This is a genomic window from Streptomyces sp. NBC_01446 (assembly GCF_026340095.1).
GTDB lineage: Bacteria > Actinomycetota > Actinomycetes > Streptomycetales > Streptomycetaceae > Streptomyces > Streptomyces aureus.
The window spans coordinates 5,938,482-5,953,917 of sequence record NZ_JAPEPO010000001.1; the positions used below are offsets into that span (position 1 = coordinate 5,938,482).

The window sequence follows — 15,436 nt, forward strand, 5'->3', positions numbered from 1 at the left end:
GGGTGGCACGCGCGCGTGGCCGTTCCGTCAGCGGATCTGGATGGTGATCGTCGACCCCTTCGGGGCCTTGTCACCGCCCGCGACGGACTGCTTCTTCACGGTGTCACCGAAAATACCGAGCAGACCACGGTCGTCCTCGACACCGAAGCCGCGGGCCTCGAGCTTCTGGTGGGCGTCGTCGACGCTCATGCCCACGACGTCGGGGACCTCGACCATGACCGGGCCCTTGGAGATCGTCAGGGTGACCGTGTCCCCCTCGCCGAGCCGCTTGCCCTCCACGGGGGACTGCCGGGCGACGCTGCCCTTGTCCTCGTCCGAGAACGCGCGCTCCGTGGCGATCTCGGCCTTCAGGCCCACGTCCTGTAGATCAGCGATGGCGTCCTCCTCGGACTCGCCCGTCACGTCCGGGACGTCCACCGGACCGCCCCTGCTGACCACGAGCGCGATGGCCGAGCCGGTCTTGCGCGTGGTGCCGGACTCCGGATCCGTGGCGATCACCGCCCCCTTGGGGACGTTCTCGTCGAACTCCTTGGTGACCATGCCGGCCTCCAGGCCCGCGTCCTTCAGCCGGCGCTCGGCCTTGCCGAGGGGCGTGCCCTGGAGGTCGGGGACCTTCACGGTCTCCGGGCCCAGGGACAGCGTCAGATCCACCGCCCCGTTGTCCCGGATGCGGGCGCCCACCTTGGGGTCGCTGGCGATCACGGTGCCGCGCTTCACGGTGTCGCTGTACGAGCGCTTGACGTGCCCGAGGTCGAGACCGGCCTGGTCCAGACGCTCCTTGGCCTGTGTCTGCGTCTTGGCGAGCAGCGGCGGGACCTTCGTGAACTGGCCCGAGTTGATGTACCAGACGCCCGCGCCGAGGCCGAGGGCGAGCAGCACGGCCGCGACGGCCGCGAGCACACCGCGCCGCGGACGACGCCTCCGGGAAGGGGCGGGCGGCGGGGGCGGCGTCTCGAAGCGGCTCGTGCGGTTGAGCTCCGCCTGCGGGTCCTGGTCGTCGGCGGGCAGCGGGAGCTGCACGCCCCTGGTCCGCAGCGCCCGCGGGATCACGCTCGTACGGTCGTCGGAGATGTCACGGTCCCCGAGGTCCTCGGGGCGTGCGGCCGGCGGCACCGTGTCGAGCTGCGCGTCCGTGAGGGCGGCCCTGGCCGCCCTGGCCTGGGCGAGCAGCGCCACCGCGTCGTACGGCCTGAGGTCGGGCGTGCGCGCGGTCGCCGAGGCGACGAGCGCGTCCAGCTCCGGGGGCAGGCCGGGAACGGACGCGGAGGGGGGCGGCACGTTCTCGTTCAGGTGCTGGTAGAGGACCTGGGCAGGGGAGTCGCCCGAGTGCGGCTTGGAGCCCGTGAGCATCTCGTAGAGCACCACCCCGCACGCGTACACGTCGACGCGGGGGTCCGCGGTGCCCGACTCGATCTGCTCGGGGGCGAGGTAGGAGACGGTTCCGAGGACGGCGCCCGTGGTGTTCGTGACGGTGTCCACAGCCCGTACGAGGCCGAAGTCCGCCACCTTCACGCGGCCGTCGTCCCCTATGAGGACGTTCTCCGGCTTCATGTCGCGGTGCACGAACCCCGCGCGGTGCGCGGCGCCGAGCGCGGCGAGGACCGGCTCCAGGATGTCGAGCGCGGCGCGCGGCCGCAGTGCCCCGCGGTCCCTCAGGACGTCCCGCAGGGTGCAGCCCGCGACGTACTCCATCGCCAGATAGACGTACTGGCCGTCCGCGCCCTGGTCGAAGACCCCGACCACGTTCGGGTGGGAGAGCCGGGCGACGGACTTGGCCTCGCGGATGAAGCGCTCGACGAACGAGACGTCGGCGGCGAGGGCCGGGTGCATCACCTTGAGCGCGAGCACCCGGTCGAGGCGGGTGTCCACGGCCCTGTAGACCGTGGCCATCCCGCCGACCGCGATGCGTGCGTCGACGCGGTACCGGCCGTCGAGCACCTGCCCGACGAGAGGGTCCTGAAGGGTCGTGTCCACGCAGGTGAGTGTACGAGCCGCCGCCGACACCCGGCTCCGCAGTCGTCCGCGAGCGGCCGTACTGCAGCAGAGCTGTGACCGTGCCGTACGGCCCTCAGAACGCGGGCCGCTCCGGGTCGAGCCTGGCCATCCCGGACACGGGCGACGAGGCCTCGGCGAAGTGCCTGCGGGGGATACGGCCCGCCCGGAACGCCAGCCGCCCCGCCTCGACCGCGTGCCGCATGCCCTCCGCCATCAGGGTCGGCTCCTGCGCGCGGGTGACCGCTGAGGCGAGCATCACACCGGCGCACCCCAGCTCCATCGCGAGCGCCGCGTCGGACGCCGTCCCGGCGCCCGCGTCCAGGATCACCGGCACGCGCGCGTGCTCGGTGATCAGCTGGAAGTTGTGCGGGTTGCGGATGCCGAGCCCGGAGCCGATGGGGGAGCCGAGCGGCATGACCGCGGCACAGCCCACGTCCTCCAGCTTCCGCGCGAGCACCGGGTCGTCGTTCGTGTACGGCAGCACGGTGAAGCCGTCGTCGACGAGGATCTCCGCCGCGTCCAGGAGCTCGATCGGGTCGGGCAGCAGGGTGCGCTCGTCCGCGATGACCTCCAGCTTGACCAGATCCGTGCCGAGCGCCTCGCGCGCGAGGCGGGCGGTCAGGACGGCCTCACCGGCGGTGAAACAGCCCGCCGTGTTCGGCAGCACCTGGATCCCCAGCTTCTCCAGGACGGAGAGCACGGAGCCCTGCACGCTCGCGTCCACGCGCCGCATCGCGACGGTCGTCAGCTCCGTGCCGGACGCGACGAGGGAACGTTCCAGGACGTCGAGGCTGGGCGCCCCGCCCGTGCCCATGATCAGCCGGGACGAGAAGGACGTACCGCCGATGACCAAGGAGTCGTCAGCCATGGGTTCAGCCTCCCTGGACCGCGGTGAGGACCTCGACGCGGTCCCCGTCCGTGAGCGCGGTGACGGCCCACTGGGTGCGCGGGACGACGGTTTCGTTGAGTGCGGCGGCGACACCGGACGGCGCGCTGGTCAGTGCAGAGACGAGGACGTCGAGCGTGGTGCCCGGGGCGACCTGGCGGCCCTCGCCGTTCACGGATACGTGGGTGACGGACACGGTCATACGGACTGCTCCACAGAGACGGGTGCGGGGACGGCGTCGAAGCGCCGCGGGGTGAAGGGGCGGGCCACTTCGGGGAGTGCGCCGGTGGCGAGCACGTGGGCCATGGAGTCGCCGGTGACCGGCGTGAGCAGCACGCCGTTGCGGTAGTGGCCGGTGGCGAGCAGCAGGCCCGGCAGTGCGGTCGGGCCGAGGATCGGGGCGTTGTCGGGGGAGCAGGGGCGCAGGCCCGCGCGGGTCTCCGTGAGCGGCAGCTCCGTGATGCCGGGCACCAGCTCGTGGGCGTCGCGCAGCAGTTCGTAGACGCCGCCGGCGGTGACCGTCGTGTCCCAGCCGAGCTCCTCGCTGGTGGCCCCGACGACGAGCTCGCCGTTGACCCGGGGCACCAGGTAGAGGTTGCCGCCGCGCACGACGGCGCGCACGGTGCGGCTCAGGAACGGCGCGTACACCTTCGGCACGGTCAGGCGCAGCACCTGCCCCTTCACCGGGCGCACCGGCGGCAGCACGTCGTCGGGGACCCCGGCGAGCCTGCCGCTGAGGCTGCCGCCGGCGAGGACGACCTGGTCCGCGTCGAGCCCGGTGCCGTCCGCGAGGACCACGCCGCGCGCGCCCTCCCGGGCGACTGTCAGCCGCTCGGCCCACTGCCGGTGGAACCGCACCCCGGCCAGCTCGCAGGCCGCGACAAGGGCCGTCGCGAGGCGTCGTGGGTCGATCTGATGGTCACCGTCGACGCGCAGGCCGCCCCGCACGGACGGGGCCAGCATCGGTTCGAGGCGCCGGCACTCACGGCCCGACAGCCACTCCGAGTCCAGGCCCGACTTGTGCTGGAGGGCGTGCAGTTCCCGAAGGTGCGCGCGGTCGTCCGAGTCGAGCGCGACGGCGAGGGTGCCGCACGCGCGGTAGCCGAGGTCGAGCCCGGTGGCCTCGGAGAGCTCGGCCGCGAACGCCGGATAGCGGCGCGCGGACTCCACGTTGAGGCCGAGGAGGGTCTGTTCGGTCTCTCCGTAGTGCAGTTCGGTGACGGCGGCGAGCATCCCGGCCGCCACCTGAGCGGCCCCGCCGCCCGGTTCGGGGTCCACGACCGCGGTGCGCAGCCCGCGCTGCGCGGCCCGCCACGCGGTGACGAGACCGATGATCCCGCCGCCCACGACCAGGACGTCGGAGCCTTCTGAAGTACGCGACATGGGCGTCCAGCCCCTCCCTTCGCCGGCATGACCCGGATCAGGTTCGTACGGTCGGAGGCCGTCCCAGCCTCCCTCTCAGCCCGGTACGTCCGGGCTCCCGCGATGCTTTACGGTGGCCACCCTAAACCGTCCCCGCGACCCTCAGTAAGGGAGCCCGCCCGCATGGCACGCTCGCTCGACGGACTCGTCCTCGCCCCGGTCGCCGACCAGGCTCCAGGTCAGGTGGGTACGCGGACGCGGTTCACCTACCACGAGGAGGACGGCCGGATCTGGGCCGAGTACGCGGGCGGGGACGTGGTGCGCGGCCACCTCGTGGGCACCCGTGAGGGCGACCGGATCGACTTCAGGTACGTACAGCTGAAGACGGACGCGACGACCTCCTCCGGGCACTGTGTCTCGCTCGTCGTGGACCTTCCCGACGGCCGGGTGCGGCTGGACGAGACGTGGGAGTGGGAGTCGCAGGCGGGCAGCGGGACGAGCGTCGTCGAAGAGGTCCCCGGCGCCTGACGGAGCCGGCGCGGGCGGCCGCGGCGGTCAAACCGGCGGCCGGTGTGGAAGACGTCACGGGACCGGAGTGACGCGGCCCGCTGACTGACTGAACGTCAGGTGCATATGGTGATCCGGTGAGCGAGCAGACCCAGAACCAGGCACCGGTGCCCCAGGCAGGGCGGCACGTCGTCATCGTCGGCGCCGGGATGGCGGGGGTCCAGACCGCCGTGGCCCTGCGCGAACAGGGCTTCACCGGCGCCGTCACGCTGATCGGCGCGGAACCCCACCAGCCGTACGACCGGCCCCCGCTGTCCAAGGCCGTCCTGCTCGGCAAGGCCGAGGGGTCCGCCTTCGACGTCGACTTCGAAGCACTCGACATCACGCTCGAACTGGGCCGCGAGGTCACCGGCGTACGCCCCGCCGAGCACACCCTCGACACCGCCACCGGACCCGCCCGCTACGACGTCCTCGTCCTCGCGACCGGCGCCGAACCCATCAGGCTGCCCGGCACGGAGGACATCCCCGGCGTCCATCTGCTGCGCACGCTCGACGACGCCGAACGCCTGCGCCCCGTCCTCGCCGCGCAGCGCGACATCGTCGTCGTCGGCGCGGGCTGGATCGGCGCCGAGTTCGCCACCGCGGCCCGCGAGGCCGGATGCGCGGTCACCGTCGTCGAGGCGGCCGAGCGACCGCTCGCCGGGGCGCTGCCCGAGGAGGTCGCCGCCCCCATGGCCGCCTGGTACGCGGACGCCGGGGCAGAACTGCGCACCCACGCGCGCGTGGAGCACGTCGAACCCGGTGCCGTCCTCCTCGACGACGGCACCCGGGTGCCCGCCGGAGCCGTGGTCGTCGGCATCGGGGCCCGCCCCGCCACCGGCTGGCTCACCGGCTCCGGCATCACGCTCGGCGCCCACCGCGAGGTCGTGGCGGACGACCGCCTGCGCACCTCCGAACCCGATGTGTACGCGGTCGGTGACTGCTCGTCCTTCCCTTCGGGCCGGTACGGCGAGCGCCTGATGGTCCACCACTGGGACAACGCGCTCCAGGGCCCCCGTACGGTCGCCGCCAACATCATCGGCGAGAGCCCGGCGACGTACGACCCCGTGCCGTACTTCTGGTCGGAGCAGTTCGGCCGTTTCGTGCAGTACGCCGGACATCACGCGGCCGCCGACACCACCGTGTGGCGCGGTGACCCGCAGGGCGCGTCCTGGAGCGTGTGCTGGCTGCGCGAGAGCCGTCTCGTCGGCGTCCTCGCCGTGGGCCGCCCGCGCGACCTGGCACAGGGGCGCAAGCTCATCGAGTCGGGCGTCCCGCTGGACCCGCAGGTCATCAGCGACCCGACCCGTCCCCTGAAGGCCGCCGTCGGGTAAACGCCCCGTGCGGAGGGGCCCTTTTGCGCGGCCGCGTTTCCCACTGTCAGTCCGGGATGGCACGCTTGTCCTGTGACCGAGATTGACGCAAAGATCGATGCTCTCGTCCCCGAGTGGCTCACCCTCCCCGACATCGCCGAGCAGTTCGGCGTGGAGGTGACGCGTGTGCGGCAGCTGGTGAAGGAAGGCCAGGTGATCGCCGTACGCCGCGGTGAGAACAGGGCGCTGCACGTGCCCGCAGCCTTCATCGACGGCGACAAGGTCGTCAAGGGCCTCACCGGGACCCTGACCCTGCTCAGGGACGACGGCTACAACGACGCAGAGATGCTGGAGTGGCTCTTCACTCCCGACCCGAGCCTGCCGGGAACGCCCGCGCAGGCGCTGAGCGAGAATCGTGGCACGGAGGTGAAGCGCCGCGCCCAGGCGCTCGCCGTCTGACCTGACAACCGTCCGGCGTGCGGGCCGCGCCCACCGCGGCCCGCACGCCACCGACCACGGGGGGACTCACCCATGGCCATGGCCGCCACGCAGCGCGCCCAGCTCGCCGACGCACGCCTGTACCTGTGCACGGACGCCCGCAAGCGCCAGGGCGACCTCCCCGAGTTCCTCGACGCCGTCCTGGCGAACGGCGTGGACATCGTGCAGCTGCGCGACAAGGGCATGGAGGCGGGCGAGGAGCTGGAGCACCTGGCCGTCCTCGCCGACGCCGCCGCCCGCCACGGCAAGCTGTTCGCGGTCAACGACCGGGCGGACGTCGCCCACGCCGCCGGCGCCGACGTCCTGCACCTGGGCCAGGGCGACCTGCCGGTCGCGGCCGCCCGCGCCGTCCTCGGCGGGGACGTCCTGATCGGCCGTTCCACGCACGCCGACACGGAGGCCGCCGCGGCCGCCGTCCAGGACGGCGTGGACTACTTCTGCACCGGCCCCTGCTGGCCGACCCCCACCAAGCCCGGGCGGTACGCGCCCGGCCTCGACCTGGTGCGTTACACGGCCTCGCTCGGTACGGACCGCCCCTGGTTCGCGATCGGCGGCATCGACGCGGGAAACCTGGACGAGGTGCTCGAAGCGGGCGCCCGGCGCGTCGTCGTCGTCCGTGCCATCACCGAGGCGGACGACCCGGGCGCGGCGGCGGCCGACTTCGCGAAGCGGCTGCGTACGGCCTGACCGCCCGGACGCGTTCCGCCAAGACGTGTGTCCGCAGGGTGGACGGGGATTAGTGACGGGGCGCTCCCGTGGCTAACCTGCCCATATGGCCCTTGGCACCGCTTCCACCAGGACTGATCGCGCACGCACCGTGCGTGACATGCTCGCGACCGGCAAGACGACCTTCTCGTTCGAGTTCTCGGCGCCGAAGACCCCGAAGGGTGAGCGGAACCTCTGGAACGCGCTGCGCCGGGTCGAGGCCGTCGCGCCGGACTTCGTCTCCGTGACGTACGGGGCCGGCGGTTCCACCCGCGCCGGCACGGTCCGCGAGACGGAGCAGATCGTCGGCGACACGACCCTGACCCCGGTCGCCCACCTCACGGCCGTCGACCACTCCGTGGCCGAGCTGCGCAACATCATCGGCCAGTACGCGGACGCCGGCATCAGGAACATCCTCGCCGTGCGCGGAGACCCGCCCGGCGACCCCATGGCCGACTGGGTCGCGCACCCCGAGGGTCTGACCTACGCCGCCGAACTGGTCCGGCTCATCAAGGAGTCGGGCGACTTCTGCGTCGGCGTCGCGGCCTTCCCTGCGATGCACCCGCGTTCCGAGGACTGGGACTCCGACGTGCGCCACTTCGTGGACAAGTGCCGGGCGGGCGCGGACTACGCGATCACCCAGATGTTCTTCTACCCGGAGGAATACCTGCGGCTGCGCGACCGGGTCGCGGCGGCGGGTTGCGACACCCCCGTCATCCCGGAGATCATGCCGGTCACGAGCGTGCGCATGCTGGAGCGGCTGCCGCAGCTCAGCAACGCCACGTTCCCGCCCGCCCTGAAAGAGCGCATCCTCACAGCCAAAGACGATCCGGCGGCTGTACGCTCCATTGGCATCGAGTTCGCGACGGAGTTCTGCGCGAAGCTGCTGGACGAGGGCGTTCCGGGTCTGCACTTCATCACGCTCAACAACTCCACGGCGACACTGGAGATCTACGAGAATCTGGGCCTGCACGACCAGCGGGCCTGACCCGGCCGTATTCCACCAGGGGCGGCGGCCGTACGAGAGGGGCGTACATGGGCTGGACGGTCCTCTACATCGCGTTCGGAATCGTCGCGTTGTGGCTGCTCGGTGAGGTGCTGCTCCAGTACAAGGCGCGGCTGCGCTACCGGCTGCTCGCCTTCGTCGGGTTCGTGGGCGTCGTCCTCGGTGTGCTGATCCCGTCGGTGATCGTCATCGGGATCGGCGCCATCACGTTCGCCGTCGGCCAGACGTACGTGACGCTGTCGTTCCGCAGGGGATTCTCCACGGGCTGGGCGCTCGGCGGGAACCCCGGCGCGAGCAAGCGGCGCAAGATCAAGGAGCCCGTCCACCAGGACCCGACCCTCGAGGTCTCCGACCTCGAGTACGAGTCCGCCGCCCCGGACGCCCCCGGCGCCCAGGAACCCGAGTCCGCGGCCGAGGTGACGTCGGTCTACGCGCCGCAGCCGATGCCCGACGACACAGGCCAGTACGGCGTCTACACCCCGGCAGCCGCACAGACGGACTCCGCCGCGCAGGGCTACGCCTACGACGCGTACGCGGGTTACGACCAGCAGCAGTACGGCTACGACAACGGCCAGCAGCAGTACGCCGCCTACTCCGACCCGTACATCGGGACGCAGACCTACCCGGCGCAGCCCCAGTACGACGACGCGTACGGCACGGGACAGCAGTACGGCGACCCGTACGCGGCGGGCGGCTACGGCATGGAGACGCCGCCCGGCGGGGTCTGGGTGCCCCAGCAGCGCACCGGCGACGACCAGCACCAGCAGTACGGCGGCGAACTGCCCCCGGAGCAGCCCTACCCGTACGAGCAGAACGGCCAGGGCGGTTACGACGGCGGCTCCGGCTACAACGAGCAGCAGCAGTACCGCTACTGAACCCGGCGGGCGCCGCCTGTCACTGCGAACCCCGGAAGTCCGGGCCCTCCACGATCAGCCCGGCCGCCAGCGCGCCCGACATCCCCGCGTGCGGCAGCCCGCCGCCCGGGTGCGACCAGCCGCCGACGGCGAACAGGCCCGGAACGAGGGTGCTGTTCGACGGGTGCAGGAGCCGGCCGGAGGCGGCGGCCAGGGCCGGTGCGGGCACCGAACCGCCGTCCGCGCCCGTCGCGTCGGCGACATCCGACGGGGTACGGACCTCGTGCCACAGCAGACGGTCGCGCAGCCCTGGGACCGCCTGCCCGGCCGCGCCCATGACCCGCTCCATGTCCGCGTCCGTCACGCGCGCACCGCGCGCCACCGTGACCACCAGGGTCACCGCCTCATGGTCCGCGTCCGGCACCACCGAGGCGTCGTCGGGACGAAGCACCGTGACCGTGGGCCGCTCCGCCACCGCCGTGCCTTCGCCGAAGAGTGAGGCCAGCTCGGCTTCCCGGTCCGCGGCGTGCACGACCGTCCGGTGCGGGGCGTCGCCGGGACGCGCGCCGCGCAGTGCCAGGAACACCGTCAGCCTGCTCGGCAGCGCCGACTGCGGCGCCACCGAGTCCTCGGCCCTGAGCGCCCGCCCCGGCAGCAGCTCGTCCAGGACGCCGGGCGCCACACCGGCGACCACGAAGTCGGCCTCCACGACCCGGCCTTCGGCCAGTTCCACGCCCGCCACCCGGCCGTCCTTCTCCACGATCCGCGCCACCTGCGCGTCGAACTCGAACGCGACCTTTCGCTGAAGACAGCGCTCGTACACGGCCCGGGCCAACTCCCGCATCCCGCCGCGCACCGCCCAGGTGCCGAAGGTCTGCTCCATGTACGGCAGCACGGCCGCGCTCGCCGGGGCCGTACGCGGATCGAGGCCGGACGCGAGCGCGTACTGCTCCAGGAGCGCGACGAGTCGCGGGTCCCCGCCCAGCTCGAGGGCGGCGACCCCGCGGAGTGTCGTCGCCGACAGGTCCTTGCGCAGCATCCGGCGGCGGACCACCGCGGGGTACGGCTCGCGGTCCGCGAGGATCCGCCAGTTCGGCCACAGGGGCTCTTCGAGGAGCGGGCGCCGGGTGCGGTCCCAGGCCTCGCGCGCCCGGTTCATGAACGCCGACCAGTGTGCGCCCGAGCCCTCGCCGAGCGCCGCGTCCAGGGCGTCGGCGATGCCCGCGCGGCGTGCGTTCGGCAGGTCCACCGCCGTGCCGTCCGCGAAGACATGCCGCACGGCGGGCTCCACCTGGGTCAGCTCGACCGCGTCCTCCAGCGGTTGCTTGCCCGTCTTGATGAACAAGTCCCGGTAGACCGCGGGCAGTTGGAGCAGTCCCGGGCCCGTGTCGAACGAGAAGCCGTCCCGAGCGAAGCCGCCGAGCGCCCCGCCGTACGTCGACGCGCGCTCGTACACCGCCACCCGGTGGCCTGCCACGGCCAGCCGGGCAGCGGCCGCCATCGCGCCCATCCCGGCGCCGATCACCGCAATCCGTGCCATGACGGCGACTTTATCCGCCCCCGCCGACACCCCCGTCGACAGCCCGGCCGGGGGGCAGGATCAGCCCGGCGGCGCCCCGGTCCGGTGGGCGATGCGCCTCTCCTCGCGCCGCTGCGCCCGGCGCCGCAGGAAGCGCCGGATCCGCGAGATCAGGAAGTACAGCATGAGCAGCCCGAGGAAGAGCAGGACGGCGGCGATGATCGCGGCCGCTTCGGGATGGAACATGGCGAACGTGATGATTCCGGCGACCCCGAGGTCCTCGGCCGAGCTCACCGCGATGTTGCTGAACGGCTCGGGCGAGGTGTTGATCGCCATCCGGGTCCCGGCCTTCACGGCGTGGCTGGCCAGCGCCGTCGACCCGCCGACCGCGCCCGCGGCCAGGTCGGGCAGTGACCCGCTCTGGCCCGCGAGCAGAGCGCCGACGACGGCGCCCGACACCGGTCGGATCACCGTGTGTGCGGTGTCCCAGAGCGAGTCCACGTAAGGGATCTTGTCGGCGACGGCCTCGCACAGGAACAGCACCCCGGCGGCGATGAGCACGTCGGTGCGCTGGAGCGACTCGGGGACTTCGTCGCTCAGCCCGGTCGCGCCGAAGACGCCGAGGAGGAGAACCACCGCGTACGCGTTGATCCCGCTCGCCCAGCCGCTGGTGAAGACCAGGGGGAGTACGGACACGGACGAGATCGTAACCAGTCGCGAAGTCCGCTTTCTGGGCCTGAGCGCCCAGGCCTGAGTATCCGTACCTAGTGCGTGAGATGAGTAGCTGCGCGGATGGGGTCCGACCTGCGCGGACGGGAGAGTGGAGACACGGAAGGGGGCGCGGCGCCGGTACCGCCGACACGGGGCGGCGGAACAGCGCTTCGCCCCCTTGGCCTCTCCTCCCGCCACGGCGGGGGCGAGGTACGGGGGCCCGTACGACCGGCGGGCCCGCGGGGGAGCACGGGGACACGGGGGACCACGGGGGACGCGCCGGTCCGGTGAGGCCTGAGAGTTCGGGCCACGCCGGACCGGCGCTCTGTTGTCTCCGCTTTGCGACCGGGGGCGGTCACCGGCGTTGCGCCCGGGGCGGTCAGCGGCCGCCGGTCACGCGCCCCTGGAGCAGCCGTGACAGCGCCGCGTGGACGTCGTCCAGGGAGCGCTCCGGCTGGAAGGCCTGCCAGTCCAGGGCGGCCACGAGGACCATGCCGACCAGCGCGGCCGCCGTCAGCGGGATGTCGATCTCCTCGCTCAGCTCACCGCCCTCGACCGCGTCCCGCAGCACGTCCTCCACGACGGCGACGGCCTCCTGCCGGACCACCGCGAGCGTGGACTGCCAGGCGCGGTTCGTGCGCCACAGCTCGGCCACGTAGAGCTGGGTGAAGGCCGGATAGCGGTCGATGAACACGAGGCCGGCCCGGATCATCGCGTCGAGGGCGTCGATCTTGCTGCCGCCGCTCGCGGCCGTCTTCTCCACCGCCTCCCGCAGTGAGGCGGTGAGAAGCCCGACCCCGTGCCGGAGCAACTCCTCGAAGAGGACCGACTTGCTGGCGAAGTTGTAGTAGACCGTGCCTTTCGCGACCCCGGCGCGCTCGGCGATCTCGTCGACCGTGGTGGCCGAGAACCCCTGCTCCGCGATGAGCGTGACCGCGGCCTCGTACAGCTTCTGCCGGGTGGCCTGGCGCCGTGTGCTGCTTTCCATACCCCTGATTCTCACAGGCGACGGTGCGGGCGCGCTCACAGGCTGAGTTCGGGGTGCAGCCGGTCGAGTGTCCACACCTGCTTGCTGCGGGCGCTGAGCGCGGTCAGGGCCAGCGCGCCGGCCGTGAACGCGGCGAGCACGGCACACGCCTGCCACACGGGTCCGAGGCCGCCGCCGGAGATCAGTCTCCGCAGCGCCTCGACGACGTAGGTCATCGGCAGGAAGGGGTGGATCGCGTTGAAGAAGCCGGGGCTCGTCTGCACGGGATACGTGCCGCCCGCCGACGTCAACTGGAGCATCAGGAAGGCGAGTACGAGGATCCGCCCCGCCGCTCCGAAGCGGGCGTTCAGCCACTGCACGATCGCGGCGAAGCACGCCGTGACGAGGAACAGGAATCCGACCGTTCCGGCCGCCCTGACCATCTGGAGCCCCAGCGCCCAGTGCAGCACGGACATCAGTGCGCCCACCTGGAGCACCCCGAGCACGGCCACGGGCAACCAGCCCGCCAGCGCGATCCGCCAGGCGGAGGCGCCCGCGGCGAGTGCGCGCCGGTTGAGCGGCTGGATCAGCATGTAGGCCACCATCGCGCCGACCCACAGGGACAGCGGGATGAAGTACGGGGCGAATCCGGTGCCGTAGTTGGGCGCCTTGTGCAGGGACTGAGAGGCGAGCTGGACCGGGTCGGACATGACACCGGTGCGCCGGTCGCGGCCCTTCTTGTCGTAGTCGGGGATCTGCTTCACCCCGTCGTGCAGCCCGCCGGCCAGCTCTCCGGAGCCGTCGGCCAGCTTGAACATGCCGCCGTTGAGATCGCTCGCGCCCGTCTTCAGCTTGCCGACGCCCGTGTCGAGGTCCGCCGAGCCCGTCTTCGCTGTGCCGAGCCCGGTGTGCAGCTGCTTGGCGCCCTCGGCGACCTGCCCCGCTCCCTTGTTGAGCGCGTTGATCTTCGAGACGGCGGTGGCCACGTCCTGGTCGAGCGTCGGGGCGTGCTCGGCCAGCGCCTCGGACTGCCGCTGGAGCGTGGCGAGATGGCGGTCGAGGGTGTCCAGGTCGCCGTGGTCGTCCTCGATCAGGACGTTCAGGTCGTCGCCGACCTTCGCCACGTCGGCCGCGGCCACCTTGGCCTTCTTGAGATCGGGGCAGGCCGGGTCGGGCAGCGGCAGCGTCTCGCAGCGCGCCTTGTAGACCCCGTCCAGGACGTCGGCTCCCGCGTGCGCGCCCTTGGCGGCCGTCGGCGCCGTCTTCACCAGGACGTCGAGGTTGTGCCGGATGCCCTTCGCGGAGTCGGCGACGAGCCGGGCGGTGTCGCCGATCGCCTTCTTGTTGTCCTTCAGGAACGGCCGCACCTGCCCGGCGACGCCGTTGACCTTGTCGGCGAGGAGCTGGGTGCCGTCGGAGACCTGCTTCGAGCCGGACTCCAGATCCCCCGCGCCCTTGTTCAGCTTCTTGATCCCGCCGGCCAGGTCACCGCTGCCCTTCTTGGCGTCCTTCAGGCCGTCCGCCAGGTCCTTGGACCCCTTCTTCGCCTGGCCGATACCGCCCTTGAGCCGGTCTGCTCCCTTCGCGGCCTTCTTGGTCGCGTCGTGGATGTCGGAGAAGGAGATGAAGATCCGGTCGAGGAAGGAGCGCGACGCGTTGGTGGACGCCGCCGAACGCACCTCGGAGAACACCGTCCGCGAGATCTGCCCGACGATGTAGTTGTTGGCGTCGTTCGTCCGCACCTGAAGGGCGCCGGTCTCCGGGGTGTCCCCGGAACTGGACGCGATGCGCTCGCTGAAGTCGGCGGGCATCGTCAGCGACAGGTAGTACGTCCCGTCCTCGACGCCCTTGCGGGCCTGCGCCGCACTCACCTCGTGCCACTCGAAGGTCTTGCTGTCGTGCAGCCCCTCGGTGATGTCGTCGCCCGCCACGATCTTCTGACCCGCGGCCCGCGCGCCCTTGTCGTCGTTGACGAGCGCGACGGGAATCTTGTCGAGACGCCCGTACGGGTCCCAGAACGACCACAGGTACAGGGCGCCGTACAGCAGGGGCAGCAACAGGAGCGCGGCGAGCGCGGCGCGCGGCAGCTTCCCCCTGCCGAAGCGCCTGAGCTCAAGCGCGGCCAGCTTCGGCGAGCGCATCCGCCGTCTCCTTCTTGTTCTTGTCGGTCTCGTCCTGCGCGGCCTTCCCGGCCTTCGCAGTGTGCTCGGCGTTCGCGGCGTTCTCGCCGTTCTCGGTGTGCGCGGCCTTCTCGGCGGGGGCCGTCGATACGACGACCGCGTCCGTCGGCGCCTCGCTGCACACCGCCACGACCGTCGTGCCGGACTCGGCGACGGACCTCAACAGGTCCCAGACCTCCGCCCGTTCGGCGTCCGAGAGCTTCAGGTCGGCGTCGTCGACGCCGAGCAGCCGCGGCCGCCCGATCAGTGCGAGGGCCACGGACAGCCGGAGTGCCTCGATCCGCTCCAGGTCGCGCACGGCGGTACGAGTGCCCTTCGGCAGGGACTCCCGGTCGAGGCCCGCGGCGGCCAGCGCGGTGTCGATCCGCAGCCGCGATGCGGCCGCCCGCTCGGCCCGGGGCCGCAGCAGGGCCCGCAGGGAACCGTCGAACCGCCGCTGGAGCAGCGCCCGTTCGCGCAGATGCTCCTCGACCGTCAGCGCGGGATCGAGGTCGGTGACCCCGGGCACATGGGCGAGAGCGCTGATACGGCGGACGGAGGACAACTGCTTGGGCAGCCGGAAGGGGCCGACGGACGCGGTGCCCTCGGTGGGCCGCATGCGTCCGGTGAGGGCGAGCAGCAGGCAGGTGCGGCCCGACCCGGACGGCCCCTCGACGGCGACGAGCGCCCCGGGCTCCGCGTCGATGTCCACACCGCGGAACGCCCAGCCGCGCGGGCCCTTGAGCCCGAACCCCTCGGCGCTGACGGCGACCGCGTTCGGACCGTCCATGGCCGGGCCCCCCATTTTTTGAACTGACTGGTCAGTGCAAAAGTTAGCCCGAACTGTCGCTCGAAGCAAAGACGCAGGTCAGGGCCGATTGTCAGTGGCGTACTCCACGATGGGCACATACGGCC

The 15,436-nt window shown here is 72.2% G+C and carries 15 protein-coding genes and 1 riboswitch; of the genes, 6 read left to right on the plus strand and 9 right to left on the minus strand.

The window, feature by feature from the left end:
• Positions 1-27: 27 nt before the first annotated feature.
• The 4 genes from pknB to thiO all read right to left on the minus strand — a co-directional run bounded on the left by pknB (position 28) and on the right by thiO (position 4,264).
• Positions 28-1,974, minus strand: a complete 1,947-nt coding sequence (gene pknB, locus OG456_RS26585) for a Stk1 family PASTA domain-containing Ser/Thr kinase (protein WP_266565171.1) — start codon at positions 1,972-1,974, stop codon at positions 28-30.
• Positions 1,975-2,068: 94 nt separating this feature from the next.
• Positions 2,069-2,863 carry a thiazole synthase gene (locus tag OG456_RS26590; RefSeq protein ID WP_116502554.1) on the minus strand — a complete coding sequence of 265 codons (795 nt, stop codon included), beginning with the start codon at positions 2,861-2,863 and terminating at the stop codon, positions 2,069-2,071.
• Between the two features lie 4 nt (positions 2,864-2,867).
• The gene (thiS, locus tag OG456_RS26595) at positions 2,868-3,083 is read right to left on the minus strand and encodes a sulfur carrier protein ThiS (RefSeq protein ID WP_266565175.1); all 216 of its coding nucleotides are present in this window, start codon (positions 3,081-3,083) and stop codon (positions 2,868-2,870) included.
• On the minus strand, positions 3,080-4,264 hold the full coding sequence (gene thiO / locus OG456_RS26600) for a glycine oxidase ThiO (protein ID WP_266565177.1): 1,185 nt from the start codon (positions 4,262-4,264) through the stop codon (positions 3,080-3,082). Before thiO ends, thiS begins: the two co-directional genes overlap by 4 nt.
• A riboswitch (TPP riboswitch) is annotated at positions 4,262-4,375 on the minus strand. Its footprint overlaps the gene before it by 3 nt.
• Before the next feature lie 51 nt (positions 4,376-4,426).
• On the opposite strand from thiO, the gene OG456_RS26605 reads away from it, so the two are divergent.
• The 6 genes from OG456_RS26605 to OG456_RS26630 all read left to right on the plus strand — a co-directional run bounded on the left by OG456_RS26605 (position 4,427) and on the right by OG456_RS26630 (position 9,186).
• Complete coding sequence (locus tag OG456_RS26605) at positions 4,427-4,771, plus strand: hypothetical protein (protein ID WP_266565179.1); 345 nt, start codon at positions 4,427-4,429, stop codon at positions 4,769-4,771.
• A 188-nt stretch (positions 4,772-4,959) separates the two neighbouring features.
• A complete protein-coding gene (locus tag OG456_RS26610) occupies positions 4,960-6,123 on the plus strand; it encodes an NAD(P)/FAD-dependent oxidoreductase (RefSeq protein WP_266569441.1) in 1,164 nt (387 codons plus the stop codon).
• A 72-nt stretch (positions 6,124-6,195) separates the two neighbouring features.
• Entirely contained in the window at positions 6,196-6,561 is a 366-nt protein-coding gene (locus OG456_RS26615; protein ID WP_266565181.1) for an Rv2175c family DNA-binding protein, read from the plus strand.
• A 78-nt stretch (positions 6,562-6,639) separates the two neighbouring features.
• Positions 6,640-7,287 (plus strand): thiamine phosphate synthase, encoded by a 648-nt coding sequence (gene thiE / locus OG456_RS26620; RefSeq protein ID WP_266569442.1) that lies wholly within the window; start codon positions 6,640-6,642, stop codon positions 7,285-7,287.
• Positions 7,288-7,372: 85 nt separating this feature from the next.
• Positions 7,373-8,293, plus strand: coding sequence for a methylenetetrahydrofolate reductase [NAD(P)H] (gene metF / locus OG456_RS26625; RefSeq protein WP_266565183.1), 921 nt, complete (start codon positions 7,373-7,375; stop codon positions 8,291-8,293).
• 47 nt (positions 8,294-8,340) lie between these two features.
• Positions 8,341-9,186, plus strand: a complete 846-nt coding sequence (locus OG456_RS26630; RefSeq protein ID WP_266565185.1) for a hypothetical protein — start codon at positions 8,341-8,343, stop codon at positions 9,184-9,186.
• Between the two features lie 19 nt (positions 9,187-9,205).
• On the opposite strand, the gene OG456_RS26635 is transcribed toward OG456_RS26630, so the two are convergent.
• From OG456_RS26635 to OG456_RS26655, 5 genes are all read right to left on the minus strand, one after another.
• The gene (locus OG456_RS26635) at positions 9,206-10,705 is read right to left on the minus strand and encodes an NAD(P)/FAD-dependent oxidoreductase (protein WP_266565187.1); all 1,500 of its coding nucleotides are present in this window, start codon (positions 10,703-10,705) and stop codon (positions 9,206-9,208) included.
• Positions 10,706-10,765: 60 nt separating this feature from the next.
• Complete coding sequence (locus OG456_RS26640; protein WP_266565189.1) at positions 10,766-11,380, minus strand: DUF4126 domain-containing protein; 615 nt, start codon at positions 11,378-11,380, stop codon at positions 10,766-10,768.
• Positions 11,381-11,774: 394 nt separating this feature from the next.
• Positions 11,775-12,383: a TetR/AcrR family transcriptional regulator gene (locus OG456_RS26645; RefSeq protein WP_266565191.1), complete on the minus strand. Its 609-nt coding sequence runs from the start codon at positions 12,381-12,383 to the stop codon at positions 11,775-11,777.
• Positions 12,384-12,418: 35 nt separating this feature from the next.
• The gene (locus OG456_RS26650) at positions 12,419-14,503 is read right to left on the minus strand and encodes a YhgE/Pip domain-containing protein (protein ID WP_266565193.1); all 2,085 of its coding nucleotides are present in this window, start codon (positions 14,501-14,503) and stop codon (positions 12,419-12,421) included.
• Positions 14,475-15,311, minus strand: a complete 837-nt coding sequence (locus tag OG456_RS26655) for an ATP-binding cassette domain-containing protein (protein WP_266565195.1) — start codon at positions 15,309-15,311, stop codon at positions 14,475-14,477. Before OG456_RS26655 ends, OG456_RS26650 begins: the two co-directional genes overlap by 29 nt.
• Between the last annotated feature and the right edge of the window lie 125 nt (positions 15,312-15,436).